The organism is Burkholderia reimsis (genome assembly GCF_003294055.1).
GTDB lineage: Bacteria > Pseudomonadota > Gammaproteobacteria > Burkholderiales > Burkholderiaceae > Burkholderia > Burkholderia cepacia.
In genome coordinates, this window is sequence record NZ_QMFZ01000080.1 from 1 (window position 1) to 15,615 (window position 15,615).

The following is a 15,615-nucleotide window of genomic DNA, read 5'->3' on the forward strand; positions in this document are numbered from 1 at the left end:
GGGCTGCGGGCTGCGGGCTGCGGGAGTATCGAGGCTGAGCACGTCAGCACGCCATCCAGGGCAGAAAGATGCCGAAATACATCGAGCCCACGCTGACCGGTTGCGACGCGTCGGTGTCATTCAGCCCTCGCGTCCTTGATCAAGGTTATGTCCCCAAACTTCCGGACAGTAACGCCGGAAGCGCGGAAAGGCTGTCGATCGCGTGCACGGGAGACGCGAAGCGCCCGGAACCGGACTGAATGATTGCCCATGGGCCGCGCCGCAAGAACACCGGAACCATGCCGGCCCGCCGCGCCGGTTCGACATCGTTGTCGAGCCGGTCGCCGACGTAGGCAATCCTGGACGGCTCGATTCCGTTCGTCTCGGCGACGATGCGCTCGAAAAAGCGGGCATCCGGCTTGTCGACGCCCCACGACGCCGACGACGCAACGATGTCCGCCGGCACGCCGAGCGCACGGAGTGCACGTTCGGTCGCGACGGGTTGATTTCCCGCGATGCCGACCAGCACGCCGGTTTCGCGCAGTCGTTTCAGGCACGGCACGACGTCGGGGTAGAGATCTTCCGCGGTCACCGTATAAGTGCTCCCGGTCGCCTCGCGCTCCCGGCACAATGCGTCGAAGTCGACACCCGGCCTCACGAGATCGAACACGCGACGATGATGCTGACCACGCGCGATGACCGCGCCGAGCAACGCATGAAACACCCGTCGCGGCACCTCGAGATGGTCGGCCCACTCGTTCCAGTCACGACTTTCATTGATCAGCGTTTCGCCGACGTCGAAGAACACGGCTTTTATCATCATCGGGTGGATCGGGCTCCGCAAAAACGGATCTTCAGGGTTTGGCGATGCCGGGATGGGTGGGCAATGATGGCAGTCGGCCAGGAGCAGTCGATGACCACAATAGAAAACAGTCACTCAGGGTTTAAGGTAGCCGGCCGCTGGAGCCGCGCAGCTTGCAGGCGGTCTATGTTGACCGTGAGGTTAGAACTCATTGGGCATCAACCAGCAATTCACCAAGACAGAATATTCCCGACCTGCCGCCTGTGATGCTGCTGACATAGACCTTTGCTACGTCTGCCACTCGTTGGGCTTGATTGAGGTCTCTAGCGTGGAAAACGGCACCCATCCCGAGCATAGAGCACACCACACCGGCTGGCGTCACTACAGCAATGTGATGCGTATGTGGATTGCCGTTCGTGAGGTGCCTAATAAAGCCATCGAGGTCTGGTGGAATCTGAGGGGCAACATTTAGATGTTTAGCCATATCCATTAGCTCCCATGGCTCTGGTTCATCGCAACACTGAGCACGAAGAAAGGCCCGCAGTAGCACCCCAGATCGACTATTGATAAAGGGAGCCCCGAACTCTAGGCAGCAAATTTCATAAATGACTTTTACATACTCAGTAAATAGTGCTTTGAGTTCGATTGTCCAGCGACCACCCAAGGTGGACTGTATCTGCTCGGACCTAGGGTCGACTTTTCTGGCCCCGTCGATGGACTTTTGTATTGCATTTTCCTTTTCCTCATCGGACCATCCGAGACGAATACCCTCATCTGACTTGAAGAACCGTGACAGTACGGTCCTAATTATTTTCGGAATGTTTTTCCTGTCCTTGGCGTCCAGGGACAGACTGAGACCGATTTCTCCGTGCTCTGTAACCCATACCTTCGGTGCTTGAGGCACCACCCTTGGCGCAAAGTCCTTGTCCAGCTTTATCTTCAATTGGCCGTCGGAGCCATCTATAGAGTAAATATCGGAAAACGGCTGCGGGATGTTTCCCGTCTTTCCCGGAATCTTGTATGTAACCCGGGCAAGCTGAATATGCTTTTGGTCCACATAGGGCGCATCAACCCAGTGCCCCAACTTGTCGTTGCAAGGCTTGCAGAGTACGTATTTTGAAATGTTTCCGCCGGCGGCTTCGGGAAAGATGTGCTCTTCGGTCAGCGGTTCAGTGGACTCAAGGCAGAGGATGCAGGGGCCGTACATTTCTCGGACGCTCCGGGATGACGAGTTCTAACGTCATTGACTATAACTCCAGCGTGTAGAAGAAATTCTTCGATTTAGTGCTTTTTTTATACGCTGATATAGCCCATGCGGCGAACCGGCCGCAGTTCGCACAACATGGAGTTCAAGGCATGAATGTCTCTTGCAGGTCGATTTCGAGCAACCGCGCTAGGCCAAGTGCAAGCAACCCCGGAAGGCAGCAGCCAACCAGGAACGGACGGTCAATGTCGTGGCTTGATTCGTTGACACCTTCACGGCCAAGTTGACTGGATGCGCCGTCAGTTACTTTTTCTTCAATAGGGCCGCGTAGTAGTCGGCGATATTGTCCTCCGTCCCCTTGGTGATCCGATTGAACACCCGTCCCCATGGCCAGAAGCTGGAACCTGCGGTAGTTCGCAAACCCGGGAATCGACTTTCGCCGAGGGTGACCATACCCCATTCGCCACCATGATTGCGGCGATACACCTCTCCGACGTAACTTCCATAGGCTTTCGCAAATGACATGACTTGCTCGTCCGTTGGCTTGGGACTAGTGCTGACGTAGGATGAACTCATTTGCGCCAAGACCTTTTCGACACTTGCAATACTCGCGTCCGACCAGTCGAGTTTTATTCCAAACTGTTTCGCGGAGAAGTCAACGGCGTCTAGCGAGTAGGCTTCCGCGATTTTCTGGATTTTTGCATCAGGAGAAAAGGTCTGGCCGGACGAGGTTTCTGCCAACGCAACTCCACCGCGAACGCAAGCCATCAGGGCGATCAGCGCTAACAGGAAGCGCTTTGCGATTGTTTTCAAGAGGATTCCCACTCCAAGATAACTCTGACTCGCTCCAGTGAGTCAGAGTGTTGAATGATCGCCTCGACCGATCTCATACGCCGGAGCAGCCTATAAGCAATGTGAACGGCAGCTTTCGGCAGATCTGAAGGTCCCCTTCGGATCGGCATCAACCCGTCCAACACCACCCCAATACCATTCGACCGGGGCCGGCCAGCCGCAGACGTCGGCTGGCTGCATCACCTGGACATTCGAATGTCCACGCGCCGAGGATACAGCTTTCGCGCGAATTCCGTATCCATCGGACGATGGCACTCCCAGATAGTCGCGGGCTGTGATCAAAGGCTGCCCGGGGCCGCCGTCCGAATGTCCGTGCGCCAAGGTGCAGAACGATCGCGCACGCCCTGCCCCCGAATGTCCGAACATGGCTGGCGCATGTACCGGATGCGGATGCGCTTTCAATCCGTCGCCGGCGCGGCACCTGCCCAATTTCCGTCGTTCCGGTCCCAGGGAGGCACGCCGCTGAACGCGTCGACCAGGAAATCGATCATGACGCGCACTCTGGCGCTCAGGTGCCGACGGCTCGAATACAGCGCGAGAATGTCGATATCCGGCAAGCGGTACCGGGGCAACACATGCACGAGCCGGCCCTCGCCGAGATCCTTGCCGATCAGGAAAGTGGGCTGCTGGATCACGCCGTGTCCGGCAAGGGCCGCTGCACGCGCCGTATCGCCGTTGTTGGTATGCATGTGACAGTCCACCTTCACCGAGTGAAGCTTGCCGCGCTCGTCGATCAGTTGCCAGTCGTCGCCGGTGGACGCATACGTGTAGCCGATACAGCGGTGCCCGCCCAGCTCCGCCGGGGCTGCCGGAACGCCGAAGCGAGCCAGATAGGCCGGCGATGCGCACAGAATGTTTTGCGACGTCGCCAGCTTGCGGGCCGCATGACTGGTCGAACCGGCGCGTGAGATGCGAATGGCGAGATCGTAGCCTTCATCCACGATATCGACGACGCGGTCAATCAGTCCAACATCGAGTTCGACTCCCGGGTATTTCCGCATGAACTCGGGCCACAACGGTGCCAGATACAAAATACCGAAGCTCACGGGGGCATTGATGCGCAGCCGCCCGCGCGGCTCGACCGACGCCGACGAGACCAGCCCCTCCGTCTCGGCGACATCGTCGAGGATCGACTTGCAACGGGCGTAAAGCGTCTCGCCGCCCTCGGTAAGGGAAAGCGTACGCGACGAGCGATTCAGCAAGCGCGTGCCCAGATGCGCCTCCAGTTCATTCACATAGCGTGTGACATTGGCGGGCGACGTGCCGAGCGCATCCGCGGCGCGCGCGAAGCCCCCACGGCTCACCACCGTCACGAAAACCTCGAAGGCGCGCAGACGATCCATCATTACCTCGGTACATTCACAAAAGCTGAATGATAGAAGCACATTTTAGATCTTTCTACATTCATAACTGAAGCCTATATTGCTTTCAACGCGCCAATGCATGGGGCACTGGCCGACGAAGTGCATCAGGAGATTGAACATGCAACGCTTGAAAGGAAAAGTCGCCATCGTCACGGGCGCCAGCGCAGGGATTGGGCGTGCCACGGCAAAGCTGTTCGCGAAGGAAGGCGCCAAGGTGGTCATCGCGGCGCGGCGCGCGGCGGAACTCGAAACACTCGCCGCCGAGATCGTCAGCGAAGGCGGCGAAGCCGCATACCTGGCGGGTAACGTGCAATCGGAAGACTTCTCGAAGGCGCTGGTCGCGCTCGCGGTGAGCCGGTTCGGCCGCCTGGACATTGCCTACAACAATGCCGGTACGCTCGGCGAGATGGGGCCGAGCACCGGTATTTCCGAAGCAGGCTGGAATGCCGCGCTGTCGACCAATCTGACGAGCGCCTTCCTTGGCGCGAAACACCAGATTCCGGAAATGGTGAAGCAAGGCGGTGGGTCGATCATCTTCACGTCGACGTTCGTCGGTTACTCGTTCGCGTTTCCCGGCACTGCGGCCTATGCGGCGAGCAAGGCGGGCCTGATCGGCTTGACGCAGGCACTTGCTGCCGAGTACGGCGCGCAAGGCGTGCGCGTGAACGCGGTGTTGCCGGGCGCTGTCGACACGGACATGTATCGCGGCATGAACGACACCCATGAATCGCAGGCGTTCGTCACGGGCCTGCATGCGCTCAAGCGCGTTGCAAAGCCGGATGAGCTTGCGCGGTCGGTGCTGTATCTCGCTTCCGACGATTCGTCATTCGTGACCGGTACGGCATCACTGGTTGACGGTGGCGCGTCCATTACCCGGACCTGATCCCTCTTTGTCGGCATCCGGCTTCTACCTGCCGATGCCGCCAGTTCCACCTCACTCATGCAAAGGAAATGACTCATGGATCTGAATCTGCAAGGCAAACTCGCATTGGTCAGCGGCAGCACCGCCGGCATTGGCTTCGCTATCGCCAGGACGTTGGCGCAGGAAGGCGCGCGCGTGATCGTGAATGGCCGCTCCCAGTCATCAGTGGATGACGTGGTCGCGCAACTGAAAGCCGAGACGGGCAGCGACGTAACGGGTTTTGCGGGCGATCTCGCCACTGCCGCGGCGGCTGATGAACTGGCAACGCGTTATCCGGACGTGGAAATCCTGGTCAACAACCTGGGTATCTTCGAGCCCAAGCCGTTCGAGGAGATCCCCGACGCCGACTGGTCGCGTTTCTTTGACGTCAATGTGTTGAGCGGTGTACGCCTCGCTCGCCTGTTTCTGCCCGCGATGAAGCGTGCAGACTGGGGGCGCATCATTTTCATTTCGAGCGAAAGCGGCGTGCAGATTCCGGCCGAAATGATCCACTACGGGATGACGAAAGCCGCGCAGATTGCCGTGTCGCGCGGGCTCGCCGAAGCCGTTGCCGGCACCGGAATTACAGTCAATAGCGTGCTGCCGGGGCCGACGAAATCGCGTGGCGTGGGCGAGTTCGTGGAGACGCTTGCAAGCGCCGAGGGCAAATCGTTTGAAGCGTTCGAACAGGAGTTCTTCGAGAAAGTCCGCCCCACATCGCTCATCAAGCGATTTGGTTCGCCGCAGGAGGTTGCGTCGCTCGTGGCCTATATCGCCAGTCCGCTTTCGGCGGCCACAACGAGAGCCGCGTTGCGAGCCGACGGGGGCGTTATAAAAAGTGCCTTTTAAAAACCCGGCCGACATTGAGCCTGGCTTTCGACAGTTGCCTCGCTCAATGTCCCGATGCGGTTGGCTGAAACGCTCCGTCTGTGGCGTCCGCGACAATCAGGCACGGGGCGGCTGTCTTGCATCCTCGCGGCGGTATCGTTCATGGCGTCGCGGGCAGCGCCGTCATTCAGCGGGCGTGATGGATGGCTTCGCTTCTCGAGGGGCATGGCCGAAGTAGGCCTTGTAGGCACGACTGAAAGCGGCTTCCGACTCGTAACCCACCGACCGTCCAACCTCGCCCACGCGCGCATCACCTTTCGCCAGCATGTCGCGGGCGACGCTCAAGCGCCATTCATTGCGGTAACGCAACGGCGACTTGCCAACGAGCGCATGGAAACGTTCGCAAAAGTTGGAGCGGGACATGCCCGCGACGGCAGCGAGACCATCGATCGTCAAACCACGTGGCGACTGCTCATGGATTGCCTTCAAAGCGCGGGCAATACGCTTGTCCGCCAATCCGCCCAACCAGTTCGATGCATGACCATGATGAACCCAGGCACGCAACGCACGCACCACCACGAGATCAATCATGCGGGAGACCATCAAGGCGGACCCCGCCTCGTCATTGTCCGCCTCATGCAGAAGAAACTGCATGATGTTCGGCAGCCAGTCGCATGTCTCCGCCTGGCGAAGGTGGATCATGGCGGGTAACGTCAGAAGCAGATCCGGCTGGCTCGCCGGATCAAACCAGAAGTGGCAGACGACGACGTTCGCCGGTTGGTCCAGGGCGGAAATGCGCAGGCTGCCAGGCCCGCGCGGCAACAAGAGCAGTTCGCCGGACCGAATCTCGGAAGCGCCTGCCTCATCGCCGGCAATTTGCACCACGCCTTCCATGACTGCGTACGCGTGCGCCGCCCGCGCAGACATGTCCAACTGCGCGAATGGCTGCAGCATCGACGAAAAGATGCGGTCGCCCGTCATGCGCATACGCGCAAGAACCTGGGACAGGAGATCACCGTTAGCCAGACCAGCAAGCGCCCGATCCGGAAAAATGGTCAAGTTTTTCCCAGGTTCAGTCATGTCAATTCGGGTTTCGTGAGCCTAAAGTAAGCGTCGACCACCAACGAAATCACGCAAGGCAAGGATTGAAACCATGTTTGGAATTTCGCCGCTCGGCTGGATACACACTCTCGGCAGTCTACCCGCGATCCCCATGGCCGTGTACATGTTCGCGCGTTACGGCAGGATCGTTCCGCGCTCGGTTGCCGGGAGGGTGTACTTCGTTACCATGTTGATTGGTTCCCTGACCGTGTTCGCCATAGCGCATCAAGGTATCGGCTACGGCATCGGAATCGGAGCCGTCGTGCTGTTACTGGCTGGATATGGCGTAGCGTATCTGCCTCTGCCCGGTCGGGCCGGTATCTACCTGGAAACCTTCTGTCTGACGTTGACCGCATTCGTGCTGATGGTTCCCACGGTGACCGAAACGCTGAAGCGTGTGCCCGACGGACATCCGCTGGTCAGCGATCCGAGGTCGCCACTGCTTCTCGGTGCCCAAGCCGCGCTCCTCGTCGCGCTCGTTCTGGGGTTGATCGCTCAAACGCTTTATCTTCGCAGGAAACCGCAGGGCACCCGTTCGATGAAAATCTAGAGAACGGGCAAGAAGCGACGCTTCCGTTGCCGTGCGAATACGATAATAGATATGTAATCCGAATGATATCGGCTTGATGTTGATCTGACATCGGTGGAGTGATCGAAGCTGGCTCATGGTATCGAAAGAAGATCGCGCCACCCATTCGGATCCCGTGCGCTTCGTGGCGAGCCGCACGCTCGCGAAGACAGTCGAGGTCAAGACAAGTCACCTCGTGCTCATTTCGCATCCGGTAGAGGCCGCGAACATGACGCTCGATGCGACCGCCGGCCAGCGCAACGCGGGCGCCGGCAACAAGCTTGCGACGGTCAAGCCCGGTGTTCGGTCCAGTCAACCGCTCGGTGCCAACGGAGTTGGGATTGGCGTACTTCGGCACATCGACAGTGGTATTTGTCAGGCGAGCGCACGCTAAACGACCGCTTTGGAAATCTACGCGTGGCCGCTTCGGGTCGATCTGCGCCGGTCATGCGTCACAGAGCGGTGGCCGGCCGCGTTCGGCCACATCCTGCCATTCAGCGAGCGGAAGAAGCTGCCGTTGGAACGGCTGCACGACTCCGCTAACGGCCATTGCTCGCGCACAACAACGAACGGCTGCGATGAGTGTAATTTGGAGCTTCAAGAGGTAACCGTGCAGACAGCGTCTGCACTGGCCGTCCTAGTCGCGCTATCGCAAGTGCATGCCACGCTGCCTTATAGGATCGAATCAATCCCTCGATCCGCCTCACGTGCCAGATCTAGCTCCCGGCGGATGTCCATCGAACGACAACTCACCAGATAGACGACGGCCGACACAACAAGTCCAATGACCATCCCAACGTCGATATTCCCTAGCATTCGGGCAACGGGACCGACATAGAATCCCGTCGACGAAAACGGCAGCATCGCAGCAAAGCCAATGAAATAGGCGCTCAGACCACGCCAGTTCCATCGCCCATACAAGCCTCGTGGATTGAAGATCTCACGCACAGAGTATTCCGTTTTCCGGACAAGGTAGAAGTCGACCAGATTGATTGCTGTCCACGGCGTGAACAGATACAGCAGAACGCCGAGGAAGTCGCCGAATTTCGCCATGAAGTCGCCAGAAGCCGCGAGAGCAATCGCTGTCGCAACGACGGCAACGACAATAAGGCTGATAAAGCGCGCCCGCATGGTCGGTTTCGACAGCTTCAATGAGTCCGCGATACTCATGAGCGTCAGCGAAGCGCCGTAGAAGTTCAGGCTCGTCATCGTCACGAGCGTGGCAACGGACAGCACCAGAGTCAACCCACCGAGGCCAGGATAGATAGCATCACCCACCTGCTTGACTGCCGCACCGATATCGGTCTTAACGTGAATGGCCGCAGCCGCCGCGCCGATCAGCATCATCCACGCACCGCCGATGAATGCGCCCAGATATGTCCACCAGAACGAAGTCCGCACGCCAACATTGGCCGGCATGTAGCGCGAATAGTCGGATACATAGATCGCCCAACTCAACTGATACGCCGCCGCTGCGAAGAACTGCACGAAGAACGGCACAATGCGAAATCCGCCCACGCTGAACATGGCCGCATCGAAATGTACGGTCGTTACGATGCCGATTGAGAGAATCGACAGCACGACGATCATCATTACCGCGAGCCATTGCTGCGCCTGATGAATCCAGTCGTGACCGAGAAATGCGACGGCAAGCGATAGCACGGTGAAGGCGATCAGCCCAACTCTTGCATCAATATGCAGAAGATGGTGGAGCGAATCGCCAGCCAGCACCTGATTGAATGCGTTATAGCCCACGTAGGTAACGAGCGCGACGATCCAGACAAGCAACGCGCCCATATAGCCGAATTGCGGCCTCGACTGGATCATCTGCGGCAGGCCGAGTTGCGGCCCTTGCGTCGAATGAAACGCCATGAAGAAAGTCCCAAACGCCGCGCCAAGCACCGCGGCAATTGCGGTCCAGAGCAGATTCGATCCCATCGCACCGCCCAACGCACCGACGGCCAGCGTTGCGATCTGAGTCGATCCGGAAAACCAGATCGTGCCGAGCTGCCAGATTTTCCCGTGACGCTCCGCGTGCGGAATATAGTCGATCGACCGACGTTCGACTCCCAGGCGCGGCTTCGCGGGCTCCGCGATCACCGTAGAGCTGCTATGTTGCATCACTGTCTCCAAGAGTTTTAATTGTCGCGGGGGTCAACGGCGCGCCACCCGCTCGCGCATTTCGCATGCGATCCGCCCCTCGGCAGCGCATGCTGGAACTACGTGTTCAGGCGAACGGCACCGCGCTACCGCGAACCAGTGCGGTGTTTCGCGCATTCGCCCAGTCTTCGCGAATCATGTCGCTCGCGCGTTCGGCAATCATCAAGGTGGGGGAATTCGTGTTGCCCGAGGTAATGGTCGGCATGATCGAGGCGTCGACCACGCGCAGGCCGGTCACCCCAATCACACGCAAACGTGAATCGACTACCGCATCGCTGTCTTCAATTCGCCCCATGCGGCAGGTGCCGACCGGATGAAAGATCGTCGTGCCCACATTGCCGGCGGCGAACTGCAACTCTTCTTCGCTCTGGAATTCAAGGCCCGGCAGCACCTCGCGCGGGTTGAACGGTGCCAATGCGGGCGCCGCCGCAATCCGTCGCGTCAGGCGAAGCGCATCGGCCGCCACCTTGCGGTCCAGGTCGGTCGAGAGATAGTTCGGCGCGATGCGCGGCGGTGCGAGGGGATCGGCGGACAGAGCATGAATGCTGCCGCGCGACGTGGGACGCAATTGGCAGACCGACGCCGTAATCGCATCGAACGCATGCAGCGGTTCGCCGAATCGGTCAAGAGAAAGCGGCTGCACGTGATACTGAACATCGGGCCGATCCGCGCTGCCAAAACGCGTCGACGTGAAAATGCCCAGCTGGGACGGCGACATTGCCATCGGGCCGCTGCGGTTGACCGCGTACTGCAAACCAATCCGCAACTTGCCCCACCACGACGCGCTCAATGTATTCAGCGTGGTCGCACCTTCGATGCGAAACACCATGCGCAACTGCAGATGATCCTGCAGGTTTTCGCCGACGCCACGTCGCGCGGCACGCACCGGGATGCCCAGTGTCGCCAGTCTGTCCGGGTCGCCAATCCCCGACAACTCGAGCAGCTTCGGCGAATTGACGGCACCCGCGCACGAAATCACTTCGCGTCGTGCCGTGGCCTGCATCGGCACGCCATCAACGGTAACTTCGACTCCCACACAGTGCGTACCGTCGAATTTCAGGCGCTCGGTTCGAGCCAGTGTCACGACAGTGAGATTACGGCGATGCGCAGCGGGCTTGAGAAAAGCCTTCGACGTATTCCAGCGAATGCCGCGCCGCTGATTCACATCGAAGTAGCCCACTCCGTTGTTATCACCCCCGTTGAAGTCCGTGGTCGCAGGAATGCCGCTCTGCTGGGCTGCTTCCGAAAAAACTTCAAGTATCGGCCAGCGCAAACGTTGTTTTTCGACGCGCCATGGACCGCCCGCGCCGTGCAACTCGCTCGCACCGCCATGGTAATCCTCGCTGCGGCGAAACACCGGCAGGACAGAGTCCCAGCACCAGCCCGCGTCACCGGTAAGACCGGCCCATTCGTCATAATCTTCGCGCTGGCCGCGCATATAGATCATGCCGTTGATCGACGAGCATCCACCCAGCACGCGCCCGCGTGGATAGCTGAGCGAACGGCCATTCAGGCCTTGCTCGTCTTCCGTACGGAATTTCCAGTCTGTGCGCGGATTGCCAATACAGTACAGATAGCCCACCGGCACGTGAATCCAGTGATAGTTGTCTTTTCCACCGGCCTCAAGCAACAATACTGATGCCCTGGTATCTTCGCTGAGGCGATTGGCCAACGCGCATCCTGCAGTCCCTCCACCGATCACGATATAGTCGAAATCGCCGATTGAATGCCGTCTCGATGTCGTTTCATTTTGCATAACTGACGATATGTTGGATCTGATTCGATTGAACTGAATGCCGATCAGCTGGGCAGGTATTCGTCCGACCAGCTCACACCAATTGCGCCGCGATCGATGAGCGTATCGATCAAGCCTTCGGAATAACCGAGCGAGCGCATGACAACGCGTGTCGAAGCTCCGAATTTTTCCGCGGGCGCCAGTGCGCGAATGGTTGCATGCGCCGGTCGAACCGCAACCGGATCGAGCTGGGTAACACGGTGGCCGCTGGGATGCGATTCGTAGACACTGAATGCATAGCTGCCCAGATCGATGCCGGGGTGGCCGTCGGCGGGTCGGCTGGCGCTGCGGCGCAGATTGTCCAGATTGTCGGGTACGGCGGCCGCGATGTTTGCGGCTTGCAGCCTGGTTTGCCAGATTTCCGCACAGTCCGATTCGAGTGCTCGGGCAAGAAAATCGGCCGGTGCCTGAGATCCAGCGATACCCCGCAAACCCTCGACATCGTCGAGCCGTTCAAACTCGCTTGCGTCCGTATGCACGTAGATCCAGCCATCCGTCGTGCGGAAAAACTTCGACAGCGGCCCGAACCCGGTCGCATCGCGCCCAGCCGGTTCGTCGAACGGCGCGCGGCCTTCGTAGTCGTAGCAGAATGGAATCTGCACGAGGTTGCCGAGCGCGGCCAGCGATGTCCTTGCGCGTCCGCCCTCGCCGGTGCGGGCTTTGCGGTACAACGCGGCGGCCACGCCCAGTGCCGCCGCAAAGCCGCACATCACGTCGATGGTGCCGACATGCGCGTGTTCCTCTGGCGTAGCCATGCCGCCGCCAAAGCGCACCATGATGCCTGTACAGGCCTGGATCAGATCGTCATAGCCAAGGTAGTCGGTTCGCGGGCCGCGACGTGGGCCGCCGAAGCAATCGAGCTGGCAGAACACGACACCGGGATTGAGCGCGCGCAAGCTCGCCTCGTCCAGGCCTAGTGGGGCGAGTTGCCGGTCTGGTGCATTCATCACGATCACATCGACCGAGCGGGCCAGTGTCTGGAACACCTGCCGGCCTTCGTCCTTGCCAAGATCGACGAGAATGCTTTTCTTGCCGCGCGCCGACGACATGCCGAATACGACTGTATTCCACGGATCGTAATTGGGCGTGACCGGATCCAGCTTGATGACTTCCGCACCGAAACGCCCCAGAAACGAGGTCGAATGCGGACCCGCGATCACGTTCGTCAAGTCAAGAATCCGCACACCGTCGAGCCAGCCGCCCGCGACATCGTGCGGCCTGAAGGCACGCATCGGCTGCGCCGTGGCGTCCAATGCGGCGATAGCCTCGGTGACGGACACCGTACGACGTGGCTCGGGCGACAGCATCGCTTCGGCACTGTCTTCGAGCCAGGCGACCGGCCCCGGCTGTTTCATCGTGCCGAACGCAGCATCGCGAGCTTCAAGTACCAGGCCGGCGGCGTTCGCGTGCTCGTCGTGCAGCCACTCCTGCGTACTGCGGTGGGCAGCGCCAGGAAAGCCACCCTCGCCGAAAATCCGCTCCCATTCCGCTGCGGTTTTGGTCAGAAAGACTGCCTTCATACGCGCGGAAATGCGCGCGGCCCAATGTGCCGGCAGCGGATACACGCCGAGCGATGCGTCGCCGTCCCATTCCCCTACAGGGCGATAGCAATCGGCGACTGTCGGCAGCCCGGCCTCGACCATTTCTTCGTAGAGCCCCATAGCCATGAGGCAACGTTTCGCATGTGCGTTGTGCGAAGGGCAAACGGCGTAGAATTTGCGCCCATCGGCGCATTCATAAGTGCGGTAAAACGGATCGAGATATTCCTGCAAGGCCTCGTAAGAGAGGTCCATCGGTAATCCGTTTGCGCGACGGCGCTCGATTTCTTTTTCGCGAAGCGTTTTGTAGCGCTGCGGATAGTCGTCGATCTTGATCGAGTTGTAGGAGAGTCCTTCGAGCACGGCCGAGGACAGCGGCACTTCGATGCCATCGCCGCGCCCCGAACGTTCGCGCGCCTGGAGCGCGAGAGCGACAGAGGCAACTCCCAGCATCGTGCCGTACGACGAAGCCAGCGGCAACGGCGAGAAGCTGGGATTGATGCCCATCAGCACGCGGTTCTGTCCCATGTCCGTAAAGACGCCCGACGACGCCGCGATGATCGGCTCGAACGCACGCCATTCGCGGCGCAATGCATCGTTGCTGGCAAATCCCGGCAGGGAGAGCGTGATCAGGTCTGGGCGTGCTGCGCGTAGCTCCGCGAGGCAGATGCCGAGCCGGTCGAGCACGCCAGGGCGGAAGTTCTCGATCACGATGTCGGCGCGCTCGATCAGTGCGAGCGCATCGGCGCGGCCTTCTGCCGTCTTAAGATCGAGTTGAAGCGTCAGCTTGTTGCGATTGAGTACGGCGTTGGCGGGGCTGTCCCAGAGCGGGCCGTCAGGCGGATCGATATGAATCACCTTCGCGCCGAGATCCGCGAGGATCATCGCAACCGCCGGCCCGGCGATATATTGGCCAAAGTCGACCACGTTTACGCCGCTAAGCGGGCGCTTGTCTTGTGCTTGCGTCATCTCTGTCCTGCCTCCAGCACAGCGGCGCGTAGCCGTCTGCGGCTCATCGTGTTATGGGCTGGCAGCGCCTTGCCTCGATCGGTGGTGCTATCAGGCGGCGCGCCCGGAACAGACTTTCGGTCAGAGAGAAACGGCGGTAAAGCTATAAAAAAAACGACTGAGGGCCGGTTTTTGTTATGGCTGCGCTGGCATCAGGCGCGGGACTGGTCGGCCGTCTCGACAAGCCAGTCAACAAAAGCCTTCGCATTCGGGTTAACGATGCTGTGTGGCAAATACACGAGCCAGAACGCTTCCTCAGTCGGCAGGTGAGGTTTGAGCGGGGCAATCAACTGGCCGCTCTCCAGCATCTGCTCGACGAGCGAGGAACGCGCGAGCGCGACGCCTTGCCCGAGTTCGGCGGCCTTGAGGGCAGAGATCAGCGTGTCGAAGTGCATGCCGGAAGAAGAATCAACCTTTGCTGCGCCTGCCTTGCGCAACCAGTAGCCCCAGCCCTCTTCGTACCCGAGCACGTGCAGCAGTTCGTGACCCGCGAGATCCTTTGGCTTCGCGAGCGGCCGGTGCGCGGACGGCAGATCGGGCGCGCAAACCGGTATTAGCGTGTCCCTGGTCAGGCGCTCTGCACGCAGACCGGACCATTTCCCATGCCCATGGCGGATCTCCAGATCGGCGTCGACATCGATCACGCAACTGTCTCCGCCCCAGATGTTGCTGGTGATGCGCAAGCTGATATCAGGATGCAACGCGCGAAATGCAGGCAGTCGGACAGCGAGCCATTGCATATAGAAGACGAGGCTGACGCGCACAGTCAGCACGCGAAGATGGATGCGCCCGAAAATTTCGTCAGTCGCAACAGCTAGCCGCTCGATCGCTTCGTGGACAACCGGGAGATATGCCTGACCCGCATCGGTCATTTCGATACCGCGAGGAAGGCGGCGAAACAGCGCCGTCCCCAGTTGGGATTCGAGCCCTTTGACCTGTTGACTAACGGCCGCCTGCGTAAGGTTCAGTTCATTCGCGGCATGCGTGAAGCTCAGATGACGAGCCGATGACTCAAACGCACGAAGCCAGTTAAGCGGGGGCAGTCTTTTCATCTCAAAGATGTCTTTTGTCTTGCGCGGTATCGAAATGATGAGGGGCGACCGCTCAGCGGGCGACGTCCGTTATTCTGACAGTTCTTGTGACGCATACCGTGAGATTCCCCGCGCGCAGCAAGGGCGGAGTCACCGCGCAAGACACAATCGTTCCCGCGGCGTTTGATATGGTTTGCCCGATCTCGGTGCTCAATCCGTTACTCGTCTCGAACGAAAGCGCGTTGCAATGATTTTGCCGCAGCCTCCAGCGAATCACCGTATCGAATGATCGGAGGCGGGTTCCGGCCACAACCGGTCGTAGATAGCCCGGACGAACCTGCCTTTGAACGACTGCACTATTCGGCTAACGGCCATTGCTCGCGTCAACAACGACCGGCTGTGATGGGTCGCCAACGGCCATCCCCCCGGCCCAAACCTTGTGTCTTATACACATCTGACGCTGCCGACGAATAGCCTTGTGTAG

Annotated in this window: 13 protein-coding genes; 4 read left to right on the forward strand and 9 right to left on the reverse strand. The window is 59.7% G+C overall.

Translation table 11 applies throughout. The features are described 5' to 3' along the window. Nucleotides 1-145 precede the first annotated feature (145 nt). The 4 genes from DPV79_RS40660 to DPV79_RS40675 form a co-directional block, all read right to left on the reverse strand. Nucleotides 146-787: an HAD family hydrolase gene (locus DPV79_RS40660; protein ID WP_165843639.1), complete on the reverse strand. Its 642-nt coding sequence runs from the start codon at nucleotides 785-787 to the stop codon at nucleotides 146-148. 202 nt (nucleotides 788-989) lie between these two features. After that, nucleotides 990-1,988, reverse strand: coding sequence for an HNH endonuclease (locus tag DPV79_RS40665; RefSeq protein ID WP_113048080.1), 999 nt, complete (start codon nucleotides 1,986-1,988; stop codon nucleotides 990-992). A 300-nt stretch (nucleotides 1,989-2,288) separates the two neighbouring features. After that, nucleotides 2,289-2,798, reverse strand: a complete 510-nt coding sequence (locus DPV79_RS40670; RefSeq protein ID WP_133295791.1) for a hypothetical protein — start codon at nucleotides 2,796-2,798, stop codon at nucleotides 2,289-2,291. A gap of 437 nt (nucleotides 2,799-3,235) precedes the next feature. Beyond that, nucleotides 3,236-4,180, reverse strand: coding sequence for a LysR family transcriptional regulator (locus tag DPV79_RS40675; protein WP_113048082.1), 945 nt, complete (start codon nucleotides 4,178-4,180; stop codon nucleotides 3,236-3,238). 139 nt (nucleotides 4,181-4,319) lie between these two features. Between DPV79_RS40675 and DPV79_RS40680 the strand changes: the two genes are divergently transcribed. After that, nucleotides 4,320-5,084: an SDR family oxidoreductase gene (locus DPV79_RS40680; protein ID WP_113048083.1), complete on the forward strand. Its 765-nt coding sequence runs from the start codon at nucleotides 4,320-4,322 to the stop codon at nucleotides 5,082-5,084. Between the two features lie 75 nt (nucleotides 5,085-5,159). Beyond that, nucleotides 5,160-5,951: an SDR family NAD(P)-dependent oxidoreductase gene (locus tag DPV79_RS40685; protein ID WP_113048084.1), complete on the forward strand. Its 792-nt coding sequence runs from the start codon at nucleotides 5,160-5,162 to the stop codon at nucleotides 5,949-5,951. A gap of 162 nt (nucleotides 5,952-6,113) precedes the next feature. On the opposite strand, the gene DPV79_RS40690 is transcribed toward DPV79_RS40685, so the two are convergent. Next, complete coding sequence (locus DPV79_RS40690) at nucleotides 6,114-7,010, reverse strand: helix-turn-helix transcriptional regulator (protein WP_113048085.1); 897 nt, start codon at nucleotides 7,008-7,010, stop codon at nucleotides 6,114-6,116. A gap of 73 nt (nucleotides 7,011-7,083) precedes the next feature. Between DPV79_RS40690 and DPV79_RS40695 the strand changes: the two genes are divergently transcribed. Beyond that, the gene (locus DPV79_RS40695; protein ID WP_113048086.1) at nucleotides 7,084-7,581 is read left to right on the forward strand and encodes a hypothetical protein; all 498 of its coding nucleotides are present in this window, start codon (nucleotides 7,084-7,086) and stop codon (nucleotides 7,579-7,581) included. Nucleotides 7,582-7,696: 115 nt separating this feature from the next. Next, the gene (locus DPV79_RS40700) at nucleotides 7,697-7,993 is read left to right on the forward strand and encodes a hypothetical protein (RefSeq protein ID WP_113048087.1); all 297 of its coding nucleotides are present in this window, start codon (nucleotides 7,697-7,699) and stop codon (nucleotides 7,991-7,993) included. Between the two features lie 278 nt (nucleotides 7,994-8,271). On the opposite strand, the gene DPV79_RS40705 is transcribed toward DPV79_RS40700, so the two are convergent. The 4 genes from DPV79_RS40705 to gcvA all read right to left on the reverse strand — a co-directional run bounded on the left by DPV79_RS40705 (nucleotide 8,272) and on the right by gcvA (nucleotide 15,152). Further along, nucleotides 8,272-9,720 carry a purine-cytosine permease family protein gene (locus DPV79_RS40705; RefSeq protein WP_113048088.1) on the reverse strand — a complete coding sequence of 483 codons (1,449 nt, stop codon included), beginning with the start codon at nucleotides 9,718-9,720 and terminating at the stop codon, nucleotides 8,272-8,274. A gap of 106 nt (nucleotides 9,721-9,826) precedes the next feature. After that, nucleotides 9,827-11,515 (reverse strand): GMC family oxidoreductase, encoded by a 1,689-nt coding sequence (locus tag DPV79_RS40710; RefSeq protein WP_113048089.1) that lies wholly within the window; start codon nucleotides 11,513-11,515, stop codon nucleotides 9,827-9,829. Nucleotides 11,516-11,559: 44 nt separating this feature from the next. After that, the gene (locus DPV79_RS40715; RefSeq protein ID WP_113048090.1) at nucleotides 11,560-14,061 is read right to left on the reverse strand and encodes a CoA transferase; all 2,502 of its coding nucleotides are present in this window, start codon (nucleotides 14,059-14,061) and stop codon (nucleotides 11,560-11,562) included. A gap of 191 nt (nucleotides 14,062-14,252) precedes the next feature. After that, the gene (gene gcvA, locus DPV79_RS40720) at nucleotides 14,253-15,152 is read right to left on the reverse strand and encodes a transcriptional regulator GcvA (protein WP_113048091.1); all 900 of its coding nucleotides are present in this window, start codon (nucleotides 15,150-15,152) and stop codon (nucleotides 14,253-14,255) included. Nucleotides 15,153-15,615 lie beyond the last annotated feature (463 nt).

What these genes read in the sequence shown, in the direction of transcription:
- DPV79_RS40665 (WP_113048080.1), bottom strand. Translation starts at nt 1,988, where the DNA reads ATGTACGGCCCCTGCATCCTCTGCCTTGAGTCCACTGAACCGCTGACC.
- DPV79_RS40675 (WP_113048082.1), bottom strand. Translation starts at nt 4,180, where the DNA reads ATGGATCGTCTGCGCGCCTTCGAGGTTTTCGTGACGGTGGTGAGCCGT.
- DPV79_RS40680 (WP_113048083.1), top strand. Translation starts at nt 4,320, where the DNA reads ATGCAACGCTTGAAAGGAAAAGTCGCCATCGTCACGGGCGCCAGCGCA.
- DPV79_RS40685 (WP_113048084.1), top strand. Translation starts at nt 5,160, where the DNA reads ATGGATCTGAATCTGCAAGGCAAACTCGCATTGGTCAGCGGCAGCACC.
- DPV79_RS40690 (WP_113048085.1), bottom strand. Translation starts at nt 7,010, where the DNA reads ATGACTGAACCTGGGAAAAACTTGACCATTTTTCCGGATCGGGCGCTT.
- DPV79_RS40695 (WP_113048086.1), top strand. Translation starts at nt 7,084, where the DNA reads ATGTTTGGAATTTCGCCGCTCGGCTGGATACACACTCTCGGCAGTCTA.
- DPV79_RS40700 (WP_113048087.1), top strand. Translation starts at nt 7,697, where the DNA reads ATGGTATCGAAAGAAGATCGCGCCACCCATTCGGATCCCGTGCGCTTC.
- DPV79_RS40705 (WP_113048088.1), bottom strand. Translation starts at nt 9,720, where the DNA reads ATGCAACATAGCAGCTCTACGGTGATCGCGGAGCCCGCGAAGCCGCGC.
- DPV79_RS40710 (WP_113048089.1), bottom strand. Translation starts at nt 11,515, where the DNA reads ATGCAAAATGAAACGACATCGAGACGGCATTCAATCGGCGATTTCGAC.
- DPV79_RS40715 (WP_113048090.1), bottom strand. Translation starts at nt 14,061, where the DNA reads ATGACGCAAGCACAAGACAAGCGCCCGCTTAGCGGCGTAAACGTGGTC.
- gcvA (WP_113048091.1), bottom strand. Translation starts at nt 15,152, where the DNA reads ATGAAAAGACTGCCCCCGCTTAACTGGCTTCGTGCGTTTGAGTCATCG.